Source organism: Gallibacterium genomosp. 3 (assembly GCF_001678475.1).
In the GTDB taxonomy this organism is placed as follows: Bacteria; Pseudomonadota; Gammaproteobacteria; order Enterobacterales; family Pasteurellaceae; genus Gallibacterium; species Gallibacterium faecale.
Map to the genome: position 1 here is coordinate 130,648 of NZ_JTJR01000026.1, position 26,235 is coordinate 156,882.

Annotated in this window: 26 protein-coding genes; 15 read left to right on the forward strand and 11 right to left on the reverse strand. The window is 37.0% G+C overall.

All coding sequences use genetic code 11. The features are described from left to right. Nucleotides 1-16: 16 nt before the first annotated feature. Nucleotides 17-3,106, forward strand: coding sequence for an efflux RND transporter permease subunit (locus QV06_RS07000; RefSeq protein ID WP_065237518.1), 3,090 nt, complete (start codon nucleotides 17-19; stop codon nucleotides 3,104-3,106). A 101-nt stretch (nucleotides 3,107-3,207) separates the two neighbouring features. On the opposite strand, the gene QV06_RS07005 is transcribed toward QV06_RS07000, so the two are convergent. Next, a complete protein-coding gene (locus QV06_RS07005; protein WP_065237519.1) occupies nucleotides 3,208-3,558 on the reverse strand; it encodes a hypothetical protein in 351 nt (116 codons plus the stop codon). Between the two features lie 56 nt (nucleotides 3,559-3,614). Here QV06_RS07005 and QV06_RS07010 point away from each other — a divergent pair, with 56 nt between their 5' ends. From QV06_RS07010 to mreD, 3 genes are all read left to right on the forward strand, one after another. Then, nucleotides 3,615-4,667 (forward strand): rod shape-determining protein, encoded by a 1,053-nt coding sequence (locus tag QV06_RS07010; RefSeq protein ID WP_156536746.1) that lies wholly within the window; start codon nucleotides 3,615-3,617, stop codon nucleotides 4,665-4,667. A 67-nt stretch (nucleotides 4,668-4,734) separates the two neighbouring features. Continuing rightward, entirely contained in the window at nucleotides 4,735-5,721 is a 987-nt protein-coding gene (gene mreC / locus QV06_RS07015; protein WP_065237520.1) for a rod shape-determining protein MreC, read from the forward strand. A gap of 2 nt (nucleotides 5,722-5,723) precedes the next feature. Further along, nucleotides 5,724-6,212 carry a rod shape-determining protein MreD gene (gene mreD / locus QV06_RS07020; RefSeq protein ID WP_065237521.1) on the forward strand — a complete coding sequence of 163 codons (489 nt, stop codon included), beginning with the start codon at nucleotides 5,724-5,726 and terminating at the stop codon, nucleotides 6,210-6,212. On the opposite strand, the gene QV06_RS07025 is transcribed toward mreD, so the two are convergent. Next, on the reverse strand, nucleotides 6,209-7,276 hold the full coding sequence (locus tag QV06_RS07025) for an AI-2E family transporter (protein ID WP_065237522.1): 1,068 nt from the start codon (nucleotides 7,274-7,276) through the stop codon (nucleotides 6,209-6,211). The genes mreD and QV06_RS07025 overlap by 4 nt on opposite strands. A 113-nt stretch (nucleotides 7,277-7,389) precedes the next feature. Here QV06_RS07025 and QV06_RS07030 point away from each other — a divergent pair, with 113 nt between their 5' ends. Next, nucleotides 7,390-7,698, forward strand: coding sequence for a DUF5377 family protein (locus QV06_RS07030; RefSeq protein ID WP_065237523.1), 309 nt, complete (start codon nucleotides 7,390-7,392; stop codon nucleotides 7,696-7,698). An 11-nt stretch (nucleotides 7,699-7,709) separates the two neighbouring features. Here the strand turns inward: QV06_RS07030 and hda are convergent, their stop codons facing one another. The 3 genes from hda to upp form a co-directional block, all read right to left on the reverse strand. Further along, nucleotides 7,710-8,405 carry a DnaA inactivator Hda gene (hda, locus tag QV06_RS07035; RefSeq protein ID WP_065237524.1) on the reverse strand — a complete coding sequence of 232 codons (696 nt, stop codon included), beginning with the start codon at nucleotides 8,403-8,405 and terminating at the stop codon, nucleotides 7,710-7,712. Nucleotides 8,406-8,502: 97 nt separating this feature from the next. After that, nucleotides 8,503-9,741 (reverse strand): nucleobase:cation symporter-2 family protein, encoded by a 1,239-nt coding sequence (locus QV06_RS07040; protein ID WP_065237525.1) that lies wholly within the window; start codon nucleotides 9,739-9,741, stop codon nucleotides 8,503-8,505. A 53-nt stretch (nucleotides 9,742-9,794) separates the two neighbouring features. Continuing rightward, the gene (upp, locus tag QV06_RS07045) at nucleotides 9,795-10,421 is read right to left on the reverse strand and encodes a uracil phosphoribosyltransferase (protein WP_065237526.1); all 627 of its coding nucleotides are present in this window, start codon (nucleotides 10,419-10,421) and stop codon (nucleotides 9,795-9,797) included. A 204-nt stretch (nucleotides 10,422-10,625) separates the two neighbouring features. Here upp and purM point away from each other — a divergent pair, with 204 nt between their 5' ends. Both purM and purN read left to right on the forward strand, forming a co-directional pair. Next, nucleotides 10,626-11,666 carry a phosphoribosylformylglycinamidine cyclo-ligase gene (purM, locus tag QV06_RS07050; protein WP_065237527.1) on the forward strand — a complete coding sequence of 347 codons (1,041 nt, stop codon included), beginning with the start codon at nucleotides 10,626-10,628 and terminating at the stop codon, nucleotides 11,664-11,666. Then, the gene (purN, locus tag QV06_RS07055; RefSeq protein ID WP_065237528.1) at nucleotides 11,666-12,316 is read left to right on the forward strand and encodes a phosphoribosylglycinamide formyltransferase; all 651 of its coding nucleotides are present in this window, start codon (nucleotides 11,666-11,668) and stop codon (nucleotides 12,314-12,316) included. The genes purM and purN overlap by 1 nt, the downstream gene beginning before the upstream one ends. 6 nt (nucleotides 12,317-12,322) lie before the next feature. On the opposite strand, the gene tilS is transcribed toward purN, so the two are convergent. From tilS to pmbA, 5 genes are all read right to left on the reverse strand, one after another. Continuing rightward, entirely contained in the window at nucleotides 12,323-13,621 is a 1,299-nt protein-coding gene (tilS, locus tag QV06_RS07060) for a tRNA lysidine(34) synthetase TilS (RefSeq protein WP_156542014.1), read from the reverse strand. Then, complete coding sequence (gene pdxY, locus QV06_RS07065) at nucleotides 13,621-14,484, reverse strand: pyridoxal kinase PdxY (RefSeq protein WP_065237529.1); 864 nt, start codon at nucleotides 14,482-14,484, stop codon at nucleotides 13,621-13,623. Before pdxY ends, tilS begins: the two co-directional genes overlap by 1 nt. 13 nt (nucleotides 14,485-14,497) lie before the next feature. Beyond that, nucleotides 14,498-15,451: an acetyl-CoA carboxylase carboxyl transferase subunit alpha gene (gene accA / locus QV06_RS07070; RefSeq protein WP_065237530.1), complete on the reverse strand. Its 954-nt coding sequence runs from the start codon at nucleotides 15,449-15,451 to the stop codon at nucleotides 14,498-14,500. 86 nt (nucleotides 15,452-15,537) lie between these two features. Then, entirely contained in the window at nucleotides 15,538-16,482 is a 945-nt protein-coding gene (locus QV06_RS07075; protein WP_065234901.1) for a bile acid:sodium symporter family protein, read from the reverse strand. 270 nt (nucleotides 16,483-16,752) lie between these two features. Beyond that, complete coding sequence (gene pmbA, locus QV06_RS07080) at nucleotides 16,753-18,102, reverse strand: metalloprotease PmbA (RefSeq protein ID WP_065237531.1); 1,350 nt, start codon at nucleotides 18,100-18,102, stop codon at nucleotides 16,753-16,755. Between the two features lie 114 nt (nucleotides 18,103-18,216). Between pmbA and yjgA the strand changes: the two genes are divergently transcribed. The 8 genes from yjgA to QV06_RS07120 all read left to right on the forward strand — a co-directional run bounded on the left by yjgA (nucleotide 18,217) and on the right by QV06_RS07120 (nucleotide 25,684). Beyond that, nucleotides 18,217-18,747, forward strand: coding sequence for a ribosome biogenesis factor YjgA (yjgA, locus tag QV06_RS07085; protein WP_065234903.1), 531 nt, complete (start codon nucleotides 18,217-18,219; stop codon nucleotides 18,745-18,747). A gap of 116 nt (nucleotides 18,748-18,863) precedes the next feature. Then, nucleotides 18,864-19,493, forward strand: coding sequence for a superoxide dismutase [Mn] (gene sodA / locus QV06_RS07090; protein ID WP_065237532.1), 630 nt, complete (start codon nucleotides 18,864-18,866; stop codon nucleotides 19,491-19,493). A gap of 231 nt (nucleotides 19,494-19,724) precedes the next feature. Next, entirely contained in the window at nucleotides 19,725-20,840 is a 1,116-nt protein-coding gene (locus QV06_RS07095) for a bifunctional tRNA (adenosine(37)-C2)-methyltransferase TrmG/ribosomal RNA large subunit methyltransferase RlmN (protein ID WP_065234387.1), read from the forward strand. Nucleotides 20,841-20,861: 21 nt separating this feature from the next. Then, nucleotides 20,862-21,425 carry a type IV pilus biogenesis/stability protein PilW gene (pilW, locus tag QV06_RS07100; RefSeq protein WP_065237533.1) on the forward strand — a complete coding sequence of 188 codons (564 nt, stop codon included), beginning with the start codon at nucleotides 20,862-20,864 and terminating at the stop codon, nucleotides 21,423-21,425. A 139-nt stretch (nucleotides 21,426-21,564) separates the two neighbouring features. Further along, entirely contained in the window at nucleotides 21,565-22,599 is a 1,035-nt protein-coding gene (locus QV06_RS07105; protein WP_065237534.1) for a RodZ domain-containing protein, read from the forward strand. A 30-nt stretch (nucleotides 22,600-22,629) separates the two neighbouring features. Next, complete coding sequence (ispG, locus tag QV06_RS07110; protein ID WP_065237535.1) at nucleotides 22,630-23,745, forward strand: flavodoxin-dependent (E)-4-hydroxy-3-methylbut-2-enyl-diphosphate synthase; 1,116 nt, start codon at nucleotides 22,630-22,632, stop codon at nucleotides 23,743-23,745. A 26-nt stretch (nucleotides 23,746-23,771) separates the two neighbouring features. After that, nucleotides 23,772-25,055 carry a histidine--tRNA ligase gene (gene hisS / locus QV06_RS07115; RefSeq protein WP_065237536.1) on the forward strand — a complete coding sequence of 428 codons (1,284 nt, stop codon included), beginning with the start codon at nucleotides 23,772-23,774 and terminating at the stop codon, nucleotides 25,053-25,055. 11 nt (nucleotides 25,056-25,066) lie between these two features. After that, nucleotides 25,067-25,684 (forward strand): YfgM family protein, encoded by a 618-nt coding sequence (locus QV06_RS07120; protein ID WP_065237537.1) that lies wholly within the window; start codon nucleotides 25,067-25,069, stop codon nucleotides 25,682-25,684. A gap of 101 nt (nucleotides 25,685-25,785) precedes the next feature. Here the strand turns inward: QV06_RS07120 and QV06_RS07125 are convergent, their stop codons facing one another. Beyond that, on the reverse strand, nucleotides 25,786-26,142 hold the full coding sequence (locus QV06_RS07125) for an MmcQ/YjbR family DNA-binding protein (RefSeq protein WP_065237538.1): 357 nt from the start codon (nucleotides 26,140-26,142) through the stop codon (nucleotides 25,786-25,788). Nucleotides 26,143-26,235: the final 93 nt, after the last annotated feature.

A 26,235-nucleotide genomic window follows, 5' to 3' on the forward strand; every position in this document is an offset into this window, starting at 1 on the left:
TAAATGAAGGAAAAAGATGAAATTTACTGATTTGTTTATAAAACGTCCAGTGCTGGCAATTTCGATTAGCTTGTTAATCGTTATCCTCGGCTTACAGGCAATTTCGAAATTATCTGTGCGGGAATATCCAAAATTAGTCACTACCGTGATTAATATTACAACCACTTATCCGGGTGCAGATGCGGAATTGGTTGAAGCTTTTGTTACCTCAAAAATTGAAGAAGCAGTAGCTCAAGCAGATAATATCGACTATATGTCATCATCAAGTGCTCAAGGTTCTTCACGTATTACCGTGAAAATGAAATTGAATGCTGATCCAAATGGTGCTTTGGCTGATGTATTAGCAAAAGTGAACTCTGTACGTTCTCAACTTCCATCTGATATTGAAGACCCGACTATCACCTCTTCTACAGGTGGTTCAGGGATTATGTATATTGGTTTTACCTCTAAAGAACTCAACTCTAGCCAGGTAACTGACTATATTCAACGAGTCGTTAAACCGCAATTCTTTACGGTTTCAGGCGTAGCTAAAGTAGAAGTATTTGGTGGTGCTTCTTACGCATTACGTATTTGGCTACAACCTGAAAAAATGGCTGCTTTAGGGCTTTCATCCACTGATGTAATGGGCGCTTTGTCGAAAAATAATGTACAAACTGCTGCAGGAAGTGCAAACAGTTATTATGTCACTTATAAAAACAAAGTAGAAACCACCACTAAATCAGCTGATGAACTACGTAATCTTGTATTGTTTGCTAAAGATGGCAATGTTGTTAAATTGGGTGATGTTGCTAAAGTTGATTTAGACAAAGAAAGCGATGATGCCCGTGCTGCAGCAAATGGTGAAAATGCTGTTGTATTAAGTATTGAACCAGCCTCTGATGCCAACCCACTAACAGTGGTAAAAAATATTTATCCATTGTATGACTCAATTAAGAAAAGTTTGCCAAACAGTATCGACACTCGTGTTCTCTACGATAAAACTATTGCTATCAATGACTCGATTCATGAAGTGGTGCAAACTATTTTAGAAGCGACAGTGATCGTATTAGTGGTTATTACAATGTTCTTAGGATCATTACGAGCAATGATCATTCCAGTTGTTACTATTCCAATCTCCTTGATTGGGGTAATTATGTTATTACAACTGTTTGACTTCTCGATTAACCTGATGACGTTGTTAGCCCTGATTCTCGCTATCGGGTTGGTGGTAGATGATGCGATTGTTGTTTTGGAAAACGTTGACCGCCATATCAAAGAGGGTGAAACGCCATTCCGAGCAGCCATTATCGGAACACGTGAAATTGCTACACCAGTTATTTCAATGACAATCGCGTTATGTGCTGTATATTCACCGATGGCATTAATGGGTGGAATTACAGGAACGCTATTTAAAGAGTTTGCATTAACTCTTGCTGGTGCAGTATTTATTTCTGGAATTATCGCTTTAACATTATCACCAATGATGTGCGGTAATATTTTAAAAGCACATACCAACCCAACTGCATTAGAAGAACGTGTTGAAAGAACCTTAACTCGAGTAACAGATCTCTATCAACGTATGTTGGCATTAATGCTAAACAGTCGTAAGTTGGTAATCTTTTTTGCGGTATTAATTTTTGCAAGTTTACCAGTGCTAATGAGTAACCTTTCGAGTGAATTAACACCGACAGAAGATAAAGGGGCAATTTTAGCAATGGGGACCGCACCTTCTAATGCCAATTTAGATTATGTGCAAACTTCAACGAAGCAGTATGAAAAAATTCTATCTGATATTCCTGAAGTTGAATTCTCAATGGTGATTTCTGGGGTACCAAGTTCAAATCGTTCGATTGCGATTGCAAGCTTAGTGAATTGGAGTAATCGTGATCGCAGCCAAACTGAGATTGCGAATGAAATTAACCAACGTGCAAAAGCGATCCCAGAGATTAGTGTAAATGGTTTCTCATTCCCAGAAATTGAAACTGGTGAACAAGGACCACCGGTGAGTTTTGTAATTACTTCTGCGGATGATATCCATAAACTCGCTTTAATTGCAGATAATGTATTACAAGCAGCAAGAAAATCAGGTAAGTTCATTTATAACAGTCTTGATTTAAAATTTGATACACCACAAATGCACATTACTATCGACAAAGAAAAAGCCGGTACTTATGGCATTAGTATGCAACAAATTAGCTCTCTGCTAGGTAGTTATCTTGCAGGTGGGACTATTACCCGCGTTGGGATTGATGGACGTTCTTATAAAGTGATTTCTGAAGTGCCTCGTGCAGATCGTTTAAATCCAGAAGATTTAAATAATTACTTTGTTACTGCTGCAAATGGTGATTCAGTACCTTTAGGCAATTTAATTAAAATGGAAGTGAATACTGAACCGCTTTCACTTAGTCGCTTTAACCAATTAAGTTCTGCGGTAATTAGTGCAATTCCTATGCCAACAAGTTCTGTGGGTGATGCAGTAGAATGGTTCCAAAATGAAGGTGCTTCTCTGTTACCTACAAACTATAACTATGACTTTAAAGGTGAGGCTCGTCAATTTGTACAAGAAGGAAATGCTCTCGCAGTTACCTTTGTGTTAGCTGTATTGATTATTTTCTTAGTACTTTCAATCCAATTTGAATCAATGCGAGATCCACTCGTTATTATGATCTCGGTTCCATTGGCGATTAGTGGTGCATTATTAACGTTAAATTTACTTTCTTTCTTAGGCGTAGCTGGAAGCACACTCAACATCTATTCAGAAGTTGGTCTGATAACCTTGGTTGGTTTGATTACTAAACATGGTATTTTGATGTGTGAAGTAGCTAAAGAACAGCAGCTTAATTTTGGTAAAAATCGTATTGAAGCGATTAGCTATGCAGCAAAAGTACGGTTACGTCCAATTTTGATGACTACCGCTGCTATGATTGCAGGTTTGATTCCATTACTCTATGCAAGCGGTGCAGGTGCTGTATCACGCTTTAGTATCGGTATTGTGATTGTTTCTGGCCTTGCTATTGGCACACTGTTTACATTATTTGTGTTGCCAGTGATTTATACTTTAGTTGCAAGTCAGCATAAACCGTTACCGGTATTTGAAGAAAACGCTGAACAATCAACTACTCACTAAGTTCCTTAATCTTAATAAAGGGAGAGAATTTCTCCCTTTATTCCAGTTTAATAACAAAGTCTATTTGATATCTTTGTTCTAATTAACATTTAGGTTTCGCCCTAAAGGGCGACTTCATTTTCTTTGCTCGTACAAAGAAAACGAAGCAAAAGAAAATACGCCCTCGCACACTTGCTAATCCTCATTCCAATAAGATTTTCCGGGCGGCAAAAAACAGAAATTTTTCTCACTACATTCGAAAAATGATCACTTTTTTTGCCTAAAAATCTTATTTGCATTCGGGCAAGTGTGAGAGGGAACCCAACAAACACTTTTTGAGATTCATAACTAAATTTAGATTTATCTACAATCTGATTACTTACCGATATAGGATTTTCTCTGGTTTGATATTTATTTTTTTGCAAAAAAAAATCCCATTCTGCCCTATCAAAAACAGCGATTTTTTGATACATTTACACCCAATTTTTTCACTGTAAAACAACCCATTTATTACTCAATTAAGCGGAAGATTATGTTTAAAAAAATTCGTGGTTTATTTTCTAATGACCTTTCTATTGATTTAGGAACAGCAAATACTCTTATTTATGTTAAAGGCCAAGGCATCGTTCTTGATGAGCCTTCAGTAGTTGCCATCCGCCAAGATCGTGTTGGCTCACTAAAAAGTATTGCTGCTGTTGGTCGTGAAGCAAAATTAATGTTAGGTAGAACTCCAAAAAGTATTAGTGCAATTCGTCCTATGAAAGATGGGGTAATTGCCGACTTCTTTGTTACTGAAAAAATGTTGCAATATTTCATCAAACAAGTTCATCGCAACAATTTTATGCGTCCAAGTCCTCGTGTGTTAGTGTGTGTCCCAGCAGGTGCAACTCAAGTAGAACGCCGTGCAATCAAAGAATCTGCTTACGGTGCTGGTGCACGTGAAGTACATTTAATCGAAGAACCAATGGCAGCAGCAATCGGTGCTAAATTACCTGTTTCTGAAGCAACTGGTTCTATGGTAATTGATATTGGTGGTGGTACAACTGAAGTTGCGGTTATCTCATTAAACGGGGTAGTTTATTCTTCTTCTGTTCGTATCGGTGGTGACCGCTTTGATGAAGCAATTATTGCTTATGTACGCCGTACTTTTGGTTCATCTATTGGTGAAACTACCGCAGAAAGAATCAAAAAAGAATTAGCTAGTGCCTATATTGAAGAAGGTGATGAAATCTTAGAAATGGAAGTCCATGGTCATAACCTTGCTGAAGGTGCGCCAAGAACATTTACTTTAAATACCCGTGATGTTCTTGAAGCCATTCAACAACCATTAGATGGAATTGTACGTGCAGTACGTACTGCGCTTGAACAATGCCCACCTGAGCTTGCTGCCGATATTTTTGAACGCGGTATGGTATTAACTGGTGGCGGTGCATTAATGAAAAATATTGATATCTTACTTTCTAGAGAATCAGGTGTACCGGTTATCGTTGCCGATGATCCATTGACTTGTGTTGCGCGTGGTGGTGGTGAAGCATTAGAAATGATTGATATGCTTGGCGGCGATATTTTTAGTGACGAATAATTTTAACAATTAGACCTACTAAAGCAGCTTGTCAATCAAGCTGCTTTATTTTGTAAGTTTGCATGGTATGAAACCAATTTTTACAAAATCCCCATCTCTCGGTGTTAGGCTTATTTTTGCTGTTATCTTATCGGTAATCTTAATGTTTTCCGATGGTCAAACACGTAATTTATTACAAATTCGCAGTGTATTAGAAACCACTGTGAGTTGGATTTATTATTTGGCGAATACACCTCGTTCTGTGCTAGATGGTGTTTCTGATAATTTGGTCGATACCAGTACCTTACAAATTGAAAATAAAGTCCTTAAGGATCAATTATTAGAAAAAAATGCTGATCTATTACTTTTGGATCAGCTCAAAGTTGAAAATCAGCGCTTACGTCTGTTACTCAATTCACCCTTACGCCATGATGAATTCAAAAAAATTGCGGAAGTTTTAACTGCAGAAACAGATCCTTATCGCCAACAAGTCGTTATTAATCAAGGCGAAAAAGATGGTGCTTATGTTGGACAGCCAGTAATTGATGAAAAAGGCGTTGTTGGACAAATTATCTCCGTAGGCCATAACACCAGTCGGGTTTTATTAATTTCTGATGTTACTAATTCTATTCCATTGCAAGTATTACGCTCAGATATCCGTGTGATTGCTAGTGGAACAGGCCGTCCTGATGAATTAGTCTTAGATAACGTTTCTCGTTCTGCCGATATTGAAAAAGGCGATCTGTTAGTTACATCAGGTCTAGGCCGCCGTTTTCCTGAAGGCTACCCAGTTGCTATTGTGGAATCTGTTTCACGAGAAGGAAATAACTATTTTGCTACAGTAATTGCAAAACCGTTGGCTTCACTCGAGCGCCTTCGCTATTTACTATTACTGTGGCCAACTAATGAAGATATGAAACGTTTAAACAGTAATTCACCGGCGCAAATTAAAGAAGTCGTGAAACAGCGTTTATCTTCACAACAGGCTGTACCTCCAGCAGAAGAAAATAATGATTTACCAGCAGATAAATTAGAAAAACCATTACCAACAAAAGAAAAGGTTGAAGAAGAATAGTTATGAGAGCAAATATTCTATTTCAATGGCTAATGCTCGCAGTTACTTTTGTAATTGCTTTAGTATTTGAAATTATGCCTTGGCCTGCTGATTTCTCAGGCTATCGCCCTGCATGGTTGGTATTAGTCTTACTTTACTGGGTAATGGCTATTCCGGGACGTATTAATATTGGCGTGGCTTTTTTAACCGGTTTAGTATGGGATTTGGTGCTTGGTTCAATCCTTGGTATTCATACACTCATTCTTTCTATTTTTGCTTATTTGATAGCAGTAAATTCTATGATTTTACGCAATCTCTCTTTATGGCAACAAAGCCTATTAGTGATTCTTTGTGTTTTTCTTATTCGTATTGCTATCTTTTTGTTAGAACTTTTCTTACATAGCGCCACCTTTAACTCTCAGGAGTTTGCTGGCGCTATCTTAAGCGGTATCTTATGGCCTTGGCTGTTTTTAATCCTACGAGGCCTACGCCGTAAACTTTCGTTACGTTAATCAGCATTAGTGACATTGAGTGGCGGCAATGCAGTAATAATCGCCTTCACTAATGTTGCTAATGGTATTGCAAAAAATACACCCCAAAATCCCCATAATCCACCAAAAAAGATAACTGAAACAATAATAACTAATGGGTGTAAATTTACGGCTTCAGAAAAGAGTAATGGCACTAATAAATTACCATCTAAAAGTTGTGTGATCGTGTAAACCAACATAAGGTACCCAAATGTTGCTGACCAACCAAATTGGAACAAGGCAACTAAAGCCAATGGAATAGTCACCAATACCGCTCCCACATAAGGCACTAATACTGATAACCCAATCGCTACTGCAAGCAAGAGCGAATAATTAAGCCCAAATAATAGGAAAGTAATATAGCTGACTACCGTCATCACGATGATTTCTGCAACTTTACCTCGAATATAATTTGCAATTTGTTGCTTCATTTCAGCCCAAACTTGATTTACTAACTGACGATTTTGCGGCAAAAAACGTGTCACCCCAGCAATTAAATAATCTTTATCTTTAATTAAGAAAAAGACCATCAATGGAACTAAAAAAGCATAAATACCAATCGTAACAACACTTACAATTGAAACCAGTGAATAACGTAATGCGGATTCCCCTACCCCTAAAATTTTTTCACGCACACTATTAAAAATCGTATCAATCATTGCATAATCGACATATTCTGGATAATTCTCTGGTAATGACAACACCCATTCATGCAGCCGATTACTCATCGTTGGGAGATCTTTTAATAAGTTAATGGTCTGATTCCACAACGTTGGAATCATCACTAAAAAGATAAAAAAGACTGCCGCAATAAAGCCCCCCAGCACTAAAATAAGTGCTAAAAGATGAGGAAACTTGAATTTTTCTGAGAGATATTGAATTGGTAGTTCTAATAAATAAGCTAATACCAACGCAATCAGAAGTGGTGTAAAGAGATCACTAAAAAAGTAAAAAACAACACAAACAATTAATAATAAACTAAATAATCCAGCCGCTTCTGGATCACTAAGGCGACGTTTATACCACTCTTTAAATACAGCAAACATAGTTGATCTCCTTACATAAAGCGATGATAGATTATAAGCAAGTTATTTACTTGAATAAAGAGTAAATCTATACTATGCGCACCTTTTCACTAGCTATATCAAGGAAATAAATAATGAGCAACACAACAGAAAATAAAACTTATCCACTCTATCAAAATAGTTGGGTCATTCGTCAAAGCGATCCCGGTGAAGAAGGCGCAAGAAACCATTTATTTGAAACAGTTTCTATCCAATTAGATGCAATTTATAACGAACAAACCTTTCATTATCAATTTACACGTAAAGTAGAAGATCGTATCGAATTTACTCAAGAGTTCACTGAGTTAGAAACTTTATTTAAATTTTTAGGGGAATCACTAGATGCCGTTTCGCTCGGCTTACTTGGAGTGAAAATTGGTCAATTACATAGCCAATTAGCTTAATCCGCAATCCATTATAGATGAAGCTGCTCTTTGACAAACGGAATGGTTAATTTGCGTTGCGCTTGCAAAGAGGCTTTATCTAATTTATCTAAAATTGAAAACAGATACTTTAAATCACGATCTAAGCGGCTTAATAAAAATTTAGCGACTTCATCGGGCAATTCTAATCCTCTTTTACGCGCCGCTTGCTGCAACACAAACGCTTTTTTCTCGTCCGATAATTCCGCTAATTGATAGGTTTCCCCCCAAGTTAGACGAGAACGTAAATCAGGTAAGTTAATCGCTAATTGTTGAGCTGGTTCATTAGCACTCATCAACAATAATGTTTGACCACGCTCTTTAATCCGATTAAAGAGATCAAAAATTGCCACTTCCCATTCATCATTCCCAGCAATCGCATCAAGATCATCTAAACAGACCAGATCTAACTCTTCTAAGGATTCTAAAATTTCTGGTGAGAAATAATTTGTTTTTGTCAGTGGAATATAGATAGAGGCTCTTTCTTGCTGCAAGAATAGATTATTTGCGGCTTTTAGAATATGCGTTTTACCGCTACTTTTTGTTCCCCATAAATAGAAAAATGGTTGCTGCAACTTGCTAAAATTATCAAATAGCGAATTACATAACACCTGATTATTCTCTGCATCAAAATTATCAAAGGTCTCAGGGTCAAATTCATGAATGGGTAAAGTATATTGATGCTGCAAAAAACTACCTAATGAGCAAAGAAAAAAGTGATTATAAGAATAAAGAAAAACATCAGCTTGAGCAAGTTTTCAAACTGATGTTTTCGGGTTAATTCAATTATTTTTCTGCTTTTTGTTCTTTTGGTAACACCAAATTCAATAAAATTGCAACGATGGCACAAAGGCTAATTCCTTTCAAAGAAACTTCGCCAAAATTCACAAACATACCACCAATTCCAAAAGTCATTACCACAGAAATAATGCAGAGATTACGTGATTCCGTTACATCTACTTTGCCACGGATTAGGGTACTCATTCCTACTACAGCAATAGAACCAAATACCAACATCATAATACCGCCCATAACAATGGTTGGAATCGTTGAAAGAAATGCCCCAATCTTACCACAGAACGAAATAGCAATCGCCCATACAGCAGCCCAAGTCATAATTGTTGGATTAAAATTGCGGGTAAGCATCACAGCACCTGTTACTTCTGCATAAGTAGTATTTGGTGGGCCACCTAAAAAAGAGGCAACAGAAGTCGCAATCCCATCCCCTAATAATGTACGATGTAACCCTGGTTTCTGTAAAAAGTCTTTTCCGGTTACTGAACTGATCGCCATAATACCACCAACGTGTTCTACTGCTGGTGCTATCGCAATAGGTAATAAATATAGGATAGCTTCGAGTTTAAACTCTGGGGTTGTAATTGTTGGTAAGCTAAACCAAGGCGCATCATAGACAGGTTGTAGATTAATTAATCCCATAAAGGCACAAACAATATACCCTGCCGCAATACCAAACATAATTGGAATTAATTTCATAATTCCTTTTGCAAATACTGCTACACCTAATGTCGTTAATAATGTAATCATTGATACGATAATCGCTTGATCATAGCTATAATTACTATTTTTTCCTAACGCCATATCAACAGCGACTGGGGCTAATCCCATCCCAATAATAATGATCACTGGGCCAACAACAATCGGTGGAAATACTCGTTGTAAAGCCTCAACACCTTTAATTTTGACTAATGCACTTAATGCTACATAAACTAGGCCTGCACAGACAAGACCACCCATCGTAATCGGTAATCCCCAAGTAGCAATACCATATTGAATTGGTGCAATAAACGCAAAAGAAGAAGCAAGAAAAATCGGCACTTGACGTTTAGTACACAACTGGAACAACAATGTACCTACCCCAGCTGTCAATAATGCCGTATTACTATCTAACCCAGTTATTAATGGCACTAGCACTAATGCCCCAAATGCCACAAATAACATTTGTAAGCCAACAAAGGCTTGTTTAACTTTACTTTCTACAACGATTGGTTGAGTTTCTGAACCCATAAAACTAGTTTCACCTCTCTGGATAAATTAACTAAAAAAAAGATATTCGATCCTTACTTAGTACCAAATATCTTATCTCCTGCATCACCTAAGCCTGGAATGATATAACCATTTTCATTTAAGTGATCATCAACTGATGCAGTATAAAGTTCTACATCTGGATGGGCATTCTGTAATGCTTTAATCCCTTCTGGTGCAGCAACTAATACTAATACTTTAATTCTTGGACATTGTGCTTTTTTCAAAAGATCGATTGTAGCAATCATTGAACCACCTGTTGCTAACATCGGATCAACAATAATCGCTAAACGTTCTTCCATATCTGGTGCAAGTTTTTGGAAATAAGGAACAGGTTCTAACGTTTCTTCATTACGATACATCCCAACTACACTAATTCTTGCGCTCGGAATATGTTCTAATACACCTTCCATCATCCCTAAACCAGCACGTAAAATTGGCACAACAGTGACTTTTTTACCTTTAATGCGTTCTACTTGAACTGGTCCACACCAACCTTCAATCGTTACCACTTCAGTTTCAAGATCAGCCGTTGCTTCATAAGTTAATAGACTACCTACTTCAGTCGCCAATTCACGGAAATGTTTCGTACTTACATCAGCCGCTCTCATTAAACCAAGTTTATGTTTTACAAGCGGATGTTTTACTTCAACGATTTTCATTTTGTTGTCCTCTAAATTTAAAAAAATCGGGTGATTTTAAACTACCCACCATTAAATAGCTAGCCTCTCTACCAAAAATCTGTTGATAACCTAATCTAAAACAAAATATTTCTGGTATTTATCCTTGTTTCATATCGCAAACGATTGCGTAATCGTGTACAATCTGCGCCCGATAATCATTGTGAAACCCGCTAAGGAGCAAATGTGGACAAACAAACATTAAGTTATAAAGATGCTGGCGTTGACATTAATGCAGGTAATGAATTAGTTGATCGAATTAAACCCCATGTAAAACGTACTCGCCGTGCTGAAGTAATTGGCGGACTTGGTGGGTTTGGTGCATTATGTGCTATTCCAGCCAAATATAAAGAGCCTATTCTGGTATCAGGTACTGATGGTGTTGGTACAAAACTTCGTTTAGCTATTGACCTACATAAGCATGACACTATCGGCATTGACTTAGTGGCTATGTGTGTTAATGACTTAATCGTACAAGGTGCAGAACCGCTTTTCTTCTTAGATTATTATGCAACAGGCAAGTTAGAAGTTGATGTTGCAAGTGATGTGATTAAAGGAATTGCTGATGGTTGTGAGCAATCTAATTGTGCCTTAATTGGTGGTGAAACTGCAGAAATGCCTGGAATGTACCACGCTAATGATTATGACTTAGCCGGTTTCTGTGTTGGTGTAGTTGAAAAAAATGAAATTATTGATGGCAGTGCAGTTCGTGTTGGTGATGCATTAATTGCCTTAGGTTCATCTGGCCCACACTCTAATGGTTACTCATTAATTCGTAAAATTATCGAATTAGCAGGTGTTTCTCCAGCAGAAATACTTCTTGATGGTAAACCATTAGCTGATCATCTACTTGCTCCAACTAAAATTTATGTGAAATCCATTCTCTCACTGATTAAACATGTTGATGTTCATGCTATCGCACATTTAACCGGTGGCGGTTTCTGGGAGAATATTCCTCGTGTCTTACCTGATCATGTGCGTGCGGTCATTAATGAAAATAGTTGGCAATGGCCATCTGTTTTCCGTTGGTTACAAGAAAATGGTAATGTGGATACCTACGAAATGTATCGCACCTTTAACTGTGGTGTTGGTATGGTAATTGCCTTACCACAAGAAGATGTAGAAACCGCATTAGCCTTATTAGCACAAACAGGCGAAAAAGCATGGGTTATCGGTCAAATTGAACACCTTGAACCTCAAGAAACCAAACAAGTTATTATTCGCTAATGAAGAAAAAAATTGCAGTTCTTATTTCAGGTGAAGGTCAAACGTTACAAGCAATTATCAACGCTTGTAACGTTGGTGAGTTAAATGCAGAAATTGTTACTGTTATCAGTAATAAAGCGAATATTTATGGCTTACAACGAGCTAAAAACGCCAATATTCCTACCCATACGTTTTTACGCAAGAACTTTGCCGATAATCAGCAGATGGATAAAGCTATTGGTGATCTATTAGAACAGTATCAGGTTGATCTGATTGTATTGGCTGGTTATATGAAAATTCTCACAGCAGAATTTACCCAACGATTTGCAGGAAAAATTCTCAATACTCACCCTTCACTATTACCTAAATATCCAGGGCTACACACCTATCAGCGTACCTTAGAAAATCACGATACCGAACACGGGTTTAGCGTACATTTTGTAAATGAAGAAATGGACGGTGGGCAATTAGTGTTTCAATTTAAATTACCCATTCTCGCTGATGATACAGAAGAAAGTTTATCCGCACGAGTGAAGTTTTATGAACAACGCTACTATCCACAAGTGATTAATTGGTTTGTTGAACAGCGTTTAGTTTTCCGTGATCAGGCTTATTTTGATAACCAACCGCTATTGAACCCGATTGTTAAAAGCTTATCTGATGCAGAATAATCTCTATTATTCTGCATAATTCACAAAATAGCCGATTGCCCCACAACAGCATTCATCCACAAAAACGAACGGAATTCGTGTGCGTTGCCAAACAGGTATCTGCAAATTTTGCCATACTTTTTTAATATCTTTGTGGGGCTGATTGGCTGCAATTTTCACTTTCTTAGAATAATGAAAACGGATTGTTATCTGTTGCCCTTGCTGCGGTAAAGGAATCTGTAATTGATGTTGTTGCCACTCAAATACCAACATTTGTCCGGTTTGACGGCAATGTAGTTCACCTAATTCATCTGGCAATAAAATCATTTCGCCTGGAGTTATCGGTAAAATACAAGATCGCAGATCTTGATATATCGGCGTCAAGTATAAATGTTGCTGAAAACGCCGTACCATACAATTATTTAATTGCAATTCTGGCTGGCGATCTACTTGTGCTAAAACCACTTCATTTAATAAGGTTTCCATCTGTTTCTGGCTTGGCATCGGTTGCTGTAAATGTGCAAACCAAAAGCGCAATAATTGTCGCTGTTTAATCATAGAATAAGTCGCAAAGTTATCTAAATTAAAACTGTTATCTGCTGCCAGATGGGTCAAAAAAATCGGGGTTAATAATTCTTGTAACAACTGCTCTTGTTCTGCGCATAATTGAGCAGAACGTGCAACTGCTCGATCAAAATGTTGCCAACGTTGTTTTAATAAGGGCAATACATCTCGGCGTAAAAAATTTCGTTCATAGCGCACATCATCGTTACTTTCATCAAAAATAGTGACTAATTGCTGTTCAGTAATATATTGCTCTAATTGCGAACGTGTAATAGTTAGTAATGGTCGAAAAACAGGAACGCTAAATAGCTGTGATCTTACTGGCATCGCTGCCAAACCTTTTACCCCACTGCCTCGCTTTAATGCCAAAAAAAAGGTTTCACATTGATCATCTAAATGATGTGCGGTAACCAGGATTTCATTAGGCTGCAATATCTCTCGAATTGCCTGATAACGGGCAATTCGAGCTTCTGCTTCAATATTTGTTGCTGTAACCAGCTGAACTTTCTGAGCCAGAAAAGGAACGCCTAATTGACTACAAACTTGTTGGCAATGAGATAACCATTGATCAGCATTTTGACTTAAGCCATGGTGAATATGAATCGCACGTAACAGGAAATGATAACATTTTTGTAATTGCACAAAGAGATGCAATAACGCTGTTGAATCTACACCACCACTAAAACCAATTAAAAACGCCTTGTCCTGCAAGGCGTTTTCTTCAATTTGTTTACTTAATTCACTGATCAATAGATTCATCATTAAGCAATTTTCACCGCGTGATATTGACTAATTGGATTCACAATATAATTCCGTGCAGCAATGATCTGTAACTCATATTTTTGCGACTCTTTAGTCACTGTCATCACATCATTCACGGCATTAGCAGTATGTTCAAATGCTTCAATATCTGTTTTACCATTTAGTAAATTCGCTAAGAAAATAGCACTTGTCATATCACCCACACCAACCGGATCACGACCAACAAATTCATGCAAAGGACGACTAACGTGCCACATACCTTGTTGAGTCGCTAATACCATCTCAAATTTGCTTGGATCTTGCCCTACTCGGCTTAAATGTTTTACTAAGACTTTCTTCGGACCTTTCGCTAGAATTGCTTCAATCGCAGTTAGTGCTTGCGAAAAATTCTCAACAGTTAATCCACTTAATTCGCGCAACTCCACTAAGTTTGGTGCAATAATATCTGCTTGGCTCATTGCATCTCTTACTAAAAACTCGGCAACACCTGGTGCTACAATACAGCCTTTATCTGGATGCCCCATTACTGGATCACAAAAATAAATTGCATTTGGATTTACTTCTTTTACAGCATTCACCGTATTTAAAATTTCTTGCCCTTGTTCTGCTGCTCCTATATAACCTGATAACACAGCATCACATTCAGATAAGGCTCCAATGTCTGCAATACCTTGCGTAATTTCTGCAATTTGTTCTTTAGGAATTACCATTCCTTTCCAACGTTGATATTGAGTATGATTAGAAAATTGCACGGTATTTAACGCCCATGCATCAACTCCGAGTAATTGCATCGGTAATACCGCTGCTTTATTACCCGCATAACCATATACAACATGAGATTGTATTGATAAAACGTTCTTCATCACATTTCCTTAATTAGCAATAACCGTAACTCATCAATCTTTGATAACGGCGATCTAAAAGTTCTTCTTGTCCTAATAGTGCTAATTCTTCTAGATCTGTTTTAATTTGTGTTTTTAAATTCTCTGCCATCTGTTCAACATTGCGATGTGCACCACCTAACGGTTCTTCAATAATACTATCAATTAATGATAATTTTTTTAGACGATCGGCTGTTAGCCCCATCACTTCTGCTGCAGTAGAAGCTTTATCTGCTTTCTTCCACAAAATAGATGCGCACCCTTCTGGTGAAATGACTGAATAAGTACTGTATTGCAACATATTCACTTTATCGCCCACACCAATAGCTAATGCGCCACCAGAACCGCCTTCACCAATCACAGTACAAATAATTGGTACTTGTAATGTGGACATTTCACGTAAATTACGTGCGATCGCTTCTGATTGTCCACGCTCTTCCGCACCAACGCCCGGATATGCTCCTGGTGTATCAATAAAAGTAATAATTGGCATCTTAAAACGTTCTGCCATTTGCATTAAACGTAACGCTTTACGATAACCTTCTGGCGCTGGCATACCAAAATTACGCATTACTTTCTCTTTAACAGAACGCCCTTTTTGATGACCAATTACCATCACCGGACGATCATCTAAACGCGCGATACCACCAATAATCGCTTTATCATCAGCAAACGCACGGTCGCCAGCAAGCTCCTCAAATTCAGTAAAAATATGTTGAATATAATCAAGAGTATATGGGCGCTGTGGATGACGAGCCATTTGTGATACTTGCCATGCAGTCAAATCTGCAAACGTTTTTTTAGTTAGCTCTTCACTTTTTTTCTTTAATCGTTCAATTTCTTCGTCAAGATTGATTTTATCATCTTGGTCAGATACCGCTCGCAGCGAGTCAATTTTTGCCTCAAGTTCGGCAATCGGTAATTCAAAATCTAAAAAATCTTGATTCATATTGTTCCTTTCTTCTTGTTAATGGAATAAGCGATAAAATAATGTCGCTTATTCTATGCTTTTTTTTACTGAATTGCAGTGTTTTTCTATTTTTGTAACTTCTCTTTACTATCCATAGAAGCAAAGAATGTTGCAATAATTGGTCCTGAAATATTATGCCAAAAACTAAATACTGCACTTGGTACCGCTGCAATCGGATTAAAATAAGCTGTCGCTAGCGCTGCACCTAAGCCAGAATTTTGCATCCCAACTTCAATCGCAATTGCTTTGCTATCCGCTAAATTTAATTTAAATAATTTTGCTACTAAAAAACCGAATAAATATCCCAAGCCATTATGTAATACAACAACAATAAAAATAAATAACCCAGATTCGATAATTTTATCCTTACTTACCGCAACCACTGCCGCTAAAATTAATACGATTGCAATTACCGATACTAATGGCGTACAGGTTCCTAATTGTACCATTTGTTTAGTTAAGAGTGCTCTTGCTACAACCCCTAAGAATACAGGGAATAAGACAATTTTTAATACAGAAATAAACATCGCATATGCATCAATATCTAACCATTGACTTGCCAATAAATAGAAGACGGCCGGTGTTAAAAATGGTGCAAGTAACGTAGAAACAGAAGTACAAGCAACCGATAATGCAGTATTTCCTTTCGCTAGATAGGTCATGACGTTTGATGAAGTTCCGCCTGGACAAGCACCCACCAAAATGACGCCTACGGCTAAATCCGGTGGCAAATTAAACCCTTTTGCTAATGCATAAGCAATTCCTGGCATCACGATAAATTGAGCAATAACCCCAATAAATACAGCTTTAGGATGTCTGATAATTTCACTAAAATCTTGTACCTTTAGTGTAATTCCCATCCCGAACATCACAATACCTAATAAATATGGTACATACCCAACAAATCCAGCAAAATAACTTGGAAACTCAAAGGCTAGGAATCCGAAAAGCAATACCCAGATTGAAAATGTTTTGCCTGCAAAGGCGCTTATTTTTTGTAACGTTTGCATATTTTTTATCCTTAGATCTTAATAAATTTATTGTTTGATTAGTAAAAGGTCTAAGAATTTACCTCTTTATTAAAAATTTTCAATCAGTTTATCGATTTTTTTAGAAAAAAAGAAAAGGCGAGGAATCCCTTCCTCGCCCTATCTATTACTGCAAATTTACTTTCTACTCTACTACTACTCGGACTGCACACTCACTCATATGCCGACCTGTGTTGAATAGTAGCAGATTATTTCTTTATGTCAATAAGAATTATTCTCATTTATAAAAATTTATTCTCCTGATACTTTCATACTCTCAATTAAGATAGAGCCAGTACGGATATTAGAACGTTGTTCAACATCATCGCCCACCGCTACAATTTGTTGAAACATCGTTGGCAAGCTACCCGCAATCGTAATTTCTGCTACTGGGTATTGAATCTCACCATTTTCTACCCAGAAACCTGCTGCACCGCGAGAGTAATCGCCGGTCACTAAATTTACGCCTTGCCCCATTAATTCAGTCACTAACAACCCTGTTCCCATCTGTTTTAATAAAGCGGATAAACCACCTGTATGATTTGGTTTCACCAACCAATTATGGATACCACCCGCATGTCCTGTTGTTTGCATCCCTAATTTTTTTGCACTATATGACGTCAAAAGATAAGTTTGTAACACTCCATCAATAATAATCTCTTGATCACGAGTTTTTACCCCTTCACTATCAAACGGTGTAGAAGCTAATTGAGCCAATAAATGAGGACGTTCACTAATTTGGAACCAAGCAGGTAAAATTTGTTGCCCTAATTGATCTAATAAAAATGATGATTTACGGTAAAGCGCACCACCACTAATTGCTGAAGCAAGATGACCTATAATCCCTGTTGCTACATCATTTAAAAAAATCACTGGGACTTGTAGCGTACTTAATTTTTGTGGCTTTAAGCGTGCAATTACCTTTTCTGCACACGTTTTTCCAACCCAAGTCGCTGACTGTAAATCAGTAAACTTTCTTGAAATCGTATATTCATAATCACGTTCTAAAGCCTGTTCTTGCTCAGCAATCACACTACATGAAAGAGAATAACGTGACGATAAATAGCTATTCAATACACCATGGGTATTACCATATACTCGGATTCCTTCACTGGAATTAAAACTAGCACCATCACTATTCACAATTCTTTTATCATAATCTAATGCTGCAGTTTCTGCAGTTAATGCAAGTTCCACAGCTTGATCAACAGAAATATCCGCAGGGTGATAGAGTTGTAAATCGGGTGGATTAAACTCCATTAATTCTTTCGGCGCTAAGCCGGTACAAGGATCTTCTGATGTATATTTTGCAATCGACAACGCTGATTCGACAGTTCGTTTAATCGCTTCTGAACTTAAATCGGAGGTCGAGGCATTCCCCTTTTTACTTCCAACATAAACAGAAATCCCCAATGCACCATCATTATTAAATTCTAAATTTTCAATTTCTTTTAATCGAGTAGAAACGCTTAAACCAGTTACTTTGGTCATTCCTACTTCTGCCGTTGCCCCTGCTTTTTCAGCTAGTGATAAAGCATATTCAACTGCATCACATAATTGTTGTTGCTGGTCAATAAAATTACGTTTGTTCTGTTGTGTCATATTACATCTCTCTTTCGCACATTTAACCAATAGGAAAGGATTATATAAAAAATAGCGGATCTTCTGCTAGAATGTGCGACCATATTTCATGTTATTACGATATAGGAAACTGTTATGAGACATAAAAACAAAGAATTAGAGTGGCAAGAAGAAGATGAAGAGGAGATCATCTGGGTCAGTAAAAGTGAAATTAAACGTGATGCAGAAATGTTAAAACAGCTAGGACAAAAAATTGTTGATCTTCCAGAAAATGCTTTAGCTCAACTTCCATTAGATGATCAATTATCAGATGCGATTATGTTAGCTAGACGCCTGTCACGTGAAAGTTATCGTCGTCAAATTCAATATATAGGTAAATTATTACGTCAACGTGATGTTGAACCTATTCAGGCAGCATTAGATAAAATTGAAAATAAACATAATCAGCAACAAATTTTATTACATAGAATTGAAGCGTATCGTGAGGCTTTATTAACTAATGGTGATGAAACAATTAGCGAATTATTACAAGATTATCCAACACTGGAACGCCAAAAATTGCGTGCTTTAATTCGCAACGCTTTAAAAGAAAAAGAAAACAACACTACCCCAAAAGCATATCGTGAGATATATCAATACCTTAAAGAACATATTTTGGATGTATAAGTTTTTGTTATCAAAAATAAAGATGTTTTCTTTCAAAAATTTTGTTAAAATTTTTGCCGTTTTCATACTTATATGACACCGTTTATTAACATTATTTAACAAAAGAGGATGAAATTATGGCTTTTAAATTACCTGAGTTAGGTTACGCTTATGACGCTTTAGAACCACATTTTGATGCATTAACTATGGAAATCCACCATAGCAAACATCACCAAGCATACGTTAACAATGCAAATGCAGCATTAGAAGGTTTATCTCAAGAATTACAAGATATGTGCCCAGGTCAACTATCTTCTAACTTAGATAAAGTACCAGCAGAAAAATTTACTGAATTACGTAACAATGCAGGTGGTCACTTCAACCACTCTCTTTTCTGGAAATCATTGAAAAAAGACACTACTTTACAAGGTAAATTAAAAGAAGCTATCGAACGTGATTTCGGTTCTGTTGATGCATTTAAAGCAGAATTTGAAAAAGCAGCTGCAACTCGTTTCGGTTCTGGTTGGGCATGGTTAATCGTGAAAGATGGTAAATTAGCTGTTGTTTCAACTGCTAACCAAGATAATCCATTAATGGGTAAAGAAGTTGCTGGTTGTGAAGGTTTCCCACTTGTTGGTCTTGATGTTTGGGAACACGCTTATTACTTAAAATTCCAAAACCGTCGTCCAGATTACATTAAAGAATTCTGGAATGTTGTAAACTGGGATTTCGTTGCCCAACGTTATGAAGAACACCTAGCAAAATAATTTAAAATAATCCTAGAAAAGCCGCTATTAGCGGCTTTTTTCTTCTCTATTAAATTTACTATTTTTTATTTTTTCGATCTTATTCGCAAAACCATCGCAAAATATCAAAATAAACGAATAAATTTACTAGCATAACGCGCAACAAATCAGTAAAATTCGTGCTTTTTGTAACCACTACACTTAAGCACACCTAGCCACAATGTGTAATAACGAGGCGATTTATTTATGTCAATGACTGAAAAAACCAACTTACTTAACCTGACTCGTCAGGATATGCGTAATTTCTTAGCAACATTAGGCGAAAAGCCATTCCGCGCAGATCAAATTATGAAATGGATCTATCACTATGGTGAAGATAATTTCGATAATATGACCAACATTAACAAAGTGTTACGGGAAAAATTAAAACAAGTTGCAGAAATTAAAGCACCTGAAATTGCCGTAGAACAACGTTCTAGTGATGGCACAATCAAATGGGCAATGCAAGTTGGTGATCAACAAATTGAAAGTGTTTATATTCCAGAAGCTGATCGAGCAACACTTTGTGTTTCATCACAAGTTGGTTGTGCATTAGCCTGTACTTTCTGTTCCACAGCACAACAAGGTTTTAACCGTAACCTCACTGTATCAGAAATTATTGGGCAAGTTTGGCGTGCGTCTAAAGTGCTTGGTTCTTTTGGTGAAACTAAAGTACGTCCAATTACCAATGTGGTGATGATGGGAATGGGAGAACCATTACTTAATGTAAGTAATGTTGTTCCGGCAATGGAAATTATGCTTGATGATTTCGGTTATGGTTTATCGAAACGTCGAGTAACCCTATCTACATCTGGTGTTGTACCTGCGTTGGATAAATTAGGTGAGATGATTGATGTTGCATTGGCTATTTCATTACACGCCCCAAATGATGAGTTACGTGATGAAATCGTACCTTTAAATAAAAAATATAATATCCAAATGTTAATCGATTCTGTGAATCGTTATTTAAAAATTTCTAATGCAAATCATGGCAAAGTCACGATTGAATATGTGATGTTAGATCATGTAAATGACGAAATTGAGCACGCACATCAATTAGCAAAAGTATTAAAAAATACACCTTGCAAGATTAACCTTATTCCATGGAATCCGTTCCCAGAAGCACCTTACAACAAAAGTTCTAATTCAAGAATAGACCGTTTCCAAAAAACATTAATGGAATATGGTTTTACTGTCATTGTCCGCAAAACACGTGGTGATGATATTGATGCTGCTTGTGGGCAATTAGCTGGTGATGTGATTGATCGCACTAAACGTACGGCTCAGAAACGTGCTTTTGGGAAGGCTATTGCAATTAATCAATCTTAAAATCAATTAAGTGAGGAAAATATGTCGAAAACCGTATCTTTAATCAAATTTATCCTGCTATTTTTCTCACTTTTTACTCTTTTTGCTTGTAGCTCTCATTCACCACAAACAAAAAACAGTGGCAATAATGCTGCTGCAAAGACCCGAGTAGAACTAGGTTTAGCCTATTTAGCGCAAGGTAATATTGCATTAGCCAAAGCCAATTTGGATAAAGCATTACAACACACACCAAACGATTATTTACCTTATCTTGGTTTAGCCTATTTTTATCAACATACGGCACAAAACCAACAAGCCGAATATTATTATCAGAAAGCACTTCAACTAGTTCCAGATAATGGTGATGTTTTAAATAATTATGCAACCTATTTGTGTAGCCAACGCCAATTTACCCCTGCCTTTCAACTTTTCGACAAAGCGCTTGCAAGTAAAGCCTATTATCATTTTGCCGATACTTACGAAAATATCGCTATTTGTGCCTATCTCGCCCAAGATCAACAAAAGTTAAATCAGGCTTTAACACAGTTACAAAAATACGCTCCAGAAAAAGCAGAAGCTTTACAACAACGAATGAAAAAATCATAAGAATTCCCTTGTCAATGTGCTGTAACTGTTCCACTCTTGTCAGTCATTCCTGTATAATAGCCAAATCTTTAACAAATGGCTGGCAACTTATGATGATTGTCAGCCTAATTATTCCTTTTAACCAAAATTAGTTTTTATTATGGATCAAGAACAACTTTCTAATGACGTAAATTTAGGACAGCAATTACGTAATGCGCGTGAGAAACTTGGCTTAAGCCTCGAAGACGCTGCAGAAAAAACCAATCTTAAAATTTCTGTTTTACAACAATTTGAAAATAACGATTTTATTATTTCTCATATTCCAGCGACTTTCGCACGTGGCTATTTACGTAGTTATTTAAAATTTTTGAAATTGCCCGCTGAATTAATCCAAACGCAAACTGCTTTTGGCGAAGAAGTGAAAAATGATTTAAATAAAAATCATCGTACCAAAAATTCTGTTAATCGCTATGTATCTCATCATCATTGGTTACGTCCACTAAGTTGGATTGTATTAATCATCATCATTGGTATGACAGTATTATGGTGGTGGCAAGATCATCAACGTTCTACAAGTGAACGAGAAACGTTTGTTGAAGAACACACCACTTCTGAAACAGCTTCAACTAATCAAACATCTGCCCCTGCACCAGCAACAGACACATTAGTCACGGCTGATCCAACTGCAAATAATACAGCTCAAGCACAAGCTGCAGCAGATAACACAGCTGAACAACAAAATAATGCCGTTGTAGAACAAATTACCTCTGATACCGGTACAACAGCACAACCTACAGCAACGACTGAACCAGAGAAAAGTAATCAAGCAAATAATATTACTTATCCAAATACATCAACAGAAGCCTTAACCACAGAAATGAATAAAATTGATGGTGCAGCAACTACCGCAAATCAAAATAACCAAACAGCGACACCAGCCACTGATGTGATCCCTAACAATTTAAAAATTGAAATCACTGGTGAAAATTGTTGGCTAAGTGTAAAAGATGCAAACCGTAAGACCTTAGCCGAACGTGAATATCGTCAAGGTGAAATTCTCGATCTTACTGGTGAACCACCTTATTCACTCATTATTGGTGCACCACAAAATGTCAAAATTACTTATCAAGGACAGGATGTACCGCTAAAAATTGATGGTCGTGTTGCGAAATTAACATTACCAGCACAACAATAATTCACTCAATCAACAATAAGAATTTAAACTATGGTAAAACAATCACCTATTCAACGTAGAAAATCGACTCGTATTTATGTTGGCAATGTACCTATTGGTGATGGTGCGCCAATTGCCGTTCAATCTATGACCAACACCCGGACTACTGATGTAGAAGCCACTGTTGCACAAATTAAGGCATTAGAGCGTGTTGGTGCAGATATTGTACGTGTTTCCGTACCAACAATGGATGCAGCGGAAGCGTTTAAATTAATCAAACAACAAGTAAATGTGCCTTTGGTTGCGGATATCCATTTTGATTACCGTATTGCTTTAAAAGTGGCTGAATATGGCGTAGATTGCTTACGGATCAATCCAGGTAATATTGGTCGCGAAGACCGTATTCGTGCAGTAGTCGATTGTGCAAGAGATAAAAATATCCCTATCCGTATTGGGGTAAATGCTGGTTCATTAGAACGTGATTTACAAGAAAAATATGGTGAACCTACACCAGAAGCACTATTAGAATCTGCATTACGTCATGTGGATATTTTAGATCGTCTTAACTTTCACCAATTTAAAGTAAGCGTAAAAGCGTCAGATGTCTTTCTTGCTGTGGAATCTTACCGTTTACTAGCTAAACAAATTGAACAACCACTTCACCTCGGTATTACTGAAGCAGGTGGAGCAAGATCGGGTTCAGTAAAAAGTGCGATTGGTCTTGGTATGTTGCTTGCAGAAGGGATTGGTGATACTTTACGTGTTTCGCTTGCTGCCGATCCAGTAGAAGAAATTAAAGTTGGTTTTGATATTCTAAAATCATTACGTATTCGTTCTCGTGGAATTAACTTCATCGCTTGTCCAACTTGTTCTCGTCAAGAGTTCGATGTTATTGCAACAGTCAATGCCTTAGAACAGCGTTTAGAAGATATTACCACACCAATGGATGTATCGATTATTGGTTGTGTCGTAAATGGCCCAGGTGAAGCGCTAGTGTCTGATATTGGCGTCACTGGTGGAAATAAGAAAAGTGGTTTCTATATTTCTGGCGAACGTCAAAAAGAACGTTTTGATAATGAACAAATTATCGATCAATTAGAAGCACAAATTCGTGCCAGAGTAAGTGCTTTAGATCCAAAGAATCAAATTAAAATCGAACAAATTTAATTAAGTATTAAACATAGGAATTTAACGTGGCAAAAATAATTCAAGCTATTCGAGGAATGAATGATTATTTGCCTAGCGATACACCGCTATGGCAATGGGTAGAAAATAAAGTTAAACACCGTTTAAACAGTTATGGCTACAGTGAAATCCGTATGCCCATTGTTGAATCCACCCCTCTTTTTGCTCGTGCAATTGGCGAAGTAACCGATGTTGTTGAGAAAGAGATGTTTACTTTCAACGATCGTGATGAAGAAAGCCTGACTTTACGTCCAGAAGGAACAGCAGGTTGTGTGCGTGCGGGTATTGAACATGGTTTACTGTATAACCAAGAACAACGTTTATGGTATATCGGACCAATGTTCCGCTATGAACGCCCACAAAAAGGTCGTTACCGTCAGTTCCACCAATTTGGTGTAGAAGTATTTGGTATTGCAAATCCGTTAATTGATGCTGAATTAATTATTATGACGGCAAAACTTTGGCAAGATTTAGGTATTGCGGATCATGTCACATTACAATTAAATTCAATCGGTTCATTAGAGGCTCGTAAAAATTATCGTGCTGCCTTGGTCGATTATTTACAAGGTCATTTTGATGCGTTAGATGAAGATAGTAAACGCCGTTTAACAACCAATCCATTACGGATCTTAGATAGTAAAGACGCTAAAGTTCAAGAAGTGTTAAATGATGCACCAAAACTACATGATTATCTCGATGAGGATTCTCGTGAACATTTTCAAACGTTATGCAACATTCTTGATCAATACGGTATTACTTATGAAATTAATCAAAAACTCGTACGTGGTTTAGATTATTACAATAAAACTGTATTTGAATGGGTTACCACAGCACTCGGTGCACAAGGCACTGTTTGTGGTGGTGGTCGTTATGATGGATTAGTCGAACAACTTGGTGGTCATGCAACCCCAGCTGTTGGTTTTGCGATGGGCTTAGAACGTTTAGTATTATTGATTCAAGAAGTTGTTACTGACTTACCAATCAACCCAAATGTTGATATTTACATTATTCATCAAGGCGAAAATACGACATTGCCAGCATTACAAATCGCTGAACAAATTCGTAATCAATTACCACAGACGAAAGTTTTACTACATTGCAGTGGCGGTAATTTCAAAAAACAATTTAAACGTGCTGATAAAGCGGGTGCAAAATTTGCCATTATTCTTGGTGAAGATGAAATTGCACAACAACAAATCGTGATTAAAGATCTTCTCAGCGGTGCTGAACAAATTACTTTACCAATGAGTGAGATGATTAATTATTTAACTCCATTCTATCAATCTCGTTAAGGAGAGACATTGTGGCTTATACAACAAGTGATGAACAACTACAGATCGATGAGATCAAACAGTGGTGGAAAGAAAATGGTAAGGTCATTATCCTTGCTGTAATCCTTGCTATTGCTGGTGTATTTGGTTGGCGTTATTGGCAAAGTTATCAATTAACCAAGGTGCATCAATCTTCTGCAAATTTTAGTCAAATTCTTGCAGCTACTGAGGCAAATCCTACTGCTGATAACCCACAATTAACCCAATTTATCCAAGAAAATCCAGATAATGTTTATGCAATTTTCTTACTTTTAGATAAAGCCAAAAGTTTAGTCGATGCAAAACAGTGGGAAAAAGCAGCAGCAACATTAAGTCAAGCATTAAGTAACACTAAAGACGCTGCTTTGTCTTCGCTAATTTCATTACGCCTTGCGAATGTACAAGCTCAACTTAAACAATTTGATAGTGCAATCGCTACTTTAAATAAGGTTTCTGAACAAGCATGGCAAGGACGCAAGTCTATGTTATTAGGGGAAATCTATTACGCAATGGGTAAAAAAGAGGAAGCAAAAAAAGCATTTGAAACCGCTTTAACGACCGCTAATCCATTAGAAGCGCAATGGTTACAAGTACAGTTAAATAATTTGTAGCATCTCTTTATATTCTATAGCCCTTCTTCAATAAAGAAGGGCTAAAAACCTTTCAATTATCGCTAGCCAACTTTAACCGCTTTAAATAATACAAATCCAAACTAACGTGTTAATAAATAACTATCTTCAATTAACGGTACAATTTCTGACAAATCAGCTACTTGGTCTAAATCAATGCTGATCCAATGTTGTTTATTCATATGATACGCGGGGTAATAACCTGTTTGTTGTCTTAACACATCAATAAATTCAGGATCGAGTTTTAAATTTAAAACTGGTTTTAATGTGGTGGTTTGTAAACCTAACTTTGTTCCCGGTATTTGCATAAACAAACCGAACCATTTCTGACTTAAAGGATGACGAAATACCGCATAATCTGGATGTTTAGCAAAAATATAGTCAGGTTTAACTCGGTAACGGTCTTGGAGATACTGGATAAGCATTTGTGAAGTTATCATTCTGAGATCTATCATTAGATTGATTACTATTTTTCTACTTTACTCTGCTCTACGAAATTTGTCTAACCCAGTTTGAGTTGCTATCATAGCAGC

What these genes read in the sequence shown, in the direction of transcription:
- pmbA (WP_065237531.1), bottom strand. Translation starts at nt 18,102, where the DNA reads ATGACACAACAGAACAAACGTAATTTTATTGACCAGCAACAACAATTA.
- mreC (WP_065237520.1), top strand. Translation starts at nt 4,735, where the DNA reads ATGAAACCAATTTTTACAAAATCCCCATCTCTCGGTGTTAGGCTTATT.
- QV06_RS07005 (WP_065237519.1), bottom strand. Translation starts at nt 3,558, where the DNA reads ATGTATCAAAAAATCGCTGTTTTTGATAGGGCAGAATGGGATTTTTTT.
- QV06_RS07030 (WP_065237523.1), top strand. Translation starts at nt 7,390, where the DNA reads ATGAGCAACACAACAGAAAATAAAACTTATCCACTCTATCAAAATAGT.
- yjgA (WP_065234903.1), top strand. Translation starts at nt 18,217, where the DNA reads ATGAGACATAAAAACAAAGAATTAGAGTGGCAAGAAGAAGATGAAGAG.
- sodA (WP_065237532.1), top strand. Translation starts at nt 18,864, where the DNA reads ATGGCTTTTAAATTACCTGAGTTAGGTTACGCTTATGACGCTTTAGAA.
- QV06_RS07000 (WP_065237518.1), top strand. Translation starts at nt 17, where the DNA reads ATGAAATTTACTGATTTGTTTATAAAACGTCCAGTGCTGGCAATTTCG.
- pdxY (WP_065237529.1), bottom strand. Translation starts at nt 14,484, where the DNA reads ATGAAGAACGTTTTATCAATACAATCTCATGTTGTATATGGTTATGCG.
- ispG (WP_065237535.1), top strand. Translation starts at nt 22,630, where the DNA reads ATGGTAAAACAATCACCTATTCAACGTAGAAAATCGACTCGTATTTAT.
- QV06_RS07040 (WP_065237525.1), bottom strand. Translation starts at nt 9,741, where the DNA reads ATGGGTTCAGAAACTCAACCAATCGTTGTAGAAAGTAAAGTTAAACAA.
- accA (WP_065237530.1), bottom strand. Translation starts at nt 15,451, where the DNA reads ATGAATCAAGATTTTTTAGATTTTGAATTACCGATTGCCGAACTTGAG.
- upp (WP_065237526.1), bottom strand. Translation starts at nt 10,421, where the DNA reads ATGAAAATCGTTGAAGTAAAACATCCGCTTGTAAAACATAAACTTGGT.
- pilW (WP_065237533.1), top strand. Translation starts at nt 20,862, where the DNA reads ATGTCGAAAACCGTATCTTTAATCAAATTTATCCTGCTATTTTTCTCA.
- mreD (WP_065237521.1), top strand. Translation starts at nt 5,724, where the DNA reads ATGAGAGCAAATATTCTATTTCAATGGCTAATGCTCGCAGTTACTTTT.
- tilS (WP_156542014.1), bottom strand. Translation starts at nt 13,621, where the DNA reads ATGATGAATCTATTGATCAGTGAATTAAGTAAACAAATTGAAGAAAAC.
- QV06_RS07025 (WP_065237522.1), bottom strand. Translation starts at nt 7,276, where the DNA reads ATGTTTGCTGTATTTAAAGAGTGGTATAAACGTCGCCTTAGTGATCCA.
- QV06_RS07125 (WP_065237538.1), bottom strand. Translation starts at nt 26,142, where the DNA reads ATGATAACTTCACAAATGCTTATCCAGTATCTCCAAGACCGTTACCGA.
- QV06_RS07075 (WP_065234901.1), bottom strand. Translation starts at nt 16,482, where the DNA reads ATGCAAACGTTACAAAAAATAAGCGCCTTTGCAGGCAAAACATTTTCA.
- purN (WP_065237528.1), top strand. Translation starts at nt 11,666, where the DNA reads ATGAAGAAAAAAATTGCAGTTCTTATTTCAGGTGAAGGTCAAACGTTA.
- QV06_RS07095 (WP_065234387.1), top strand. Translation starts at nt 19,725, where the DNA reads ATGACTGAAAAAACCAACTTACTTAACCTGACTCGTCAGGATATGCGT.
- QV06_RS07105 (WP_065237534.1), top strand. Translation starts at nt 21,565, where the DNA reads ATGGATCAAGAACAACTTTCTAATGACGTAAATTTAGGACAGCAATTA.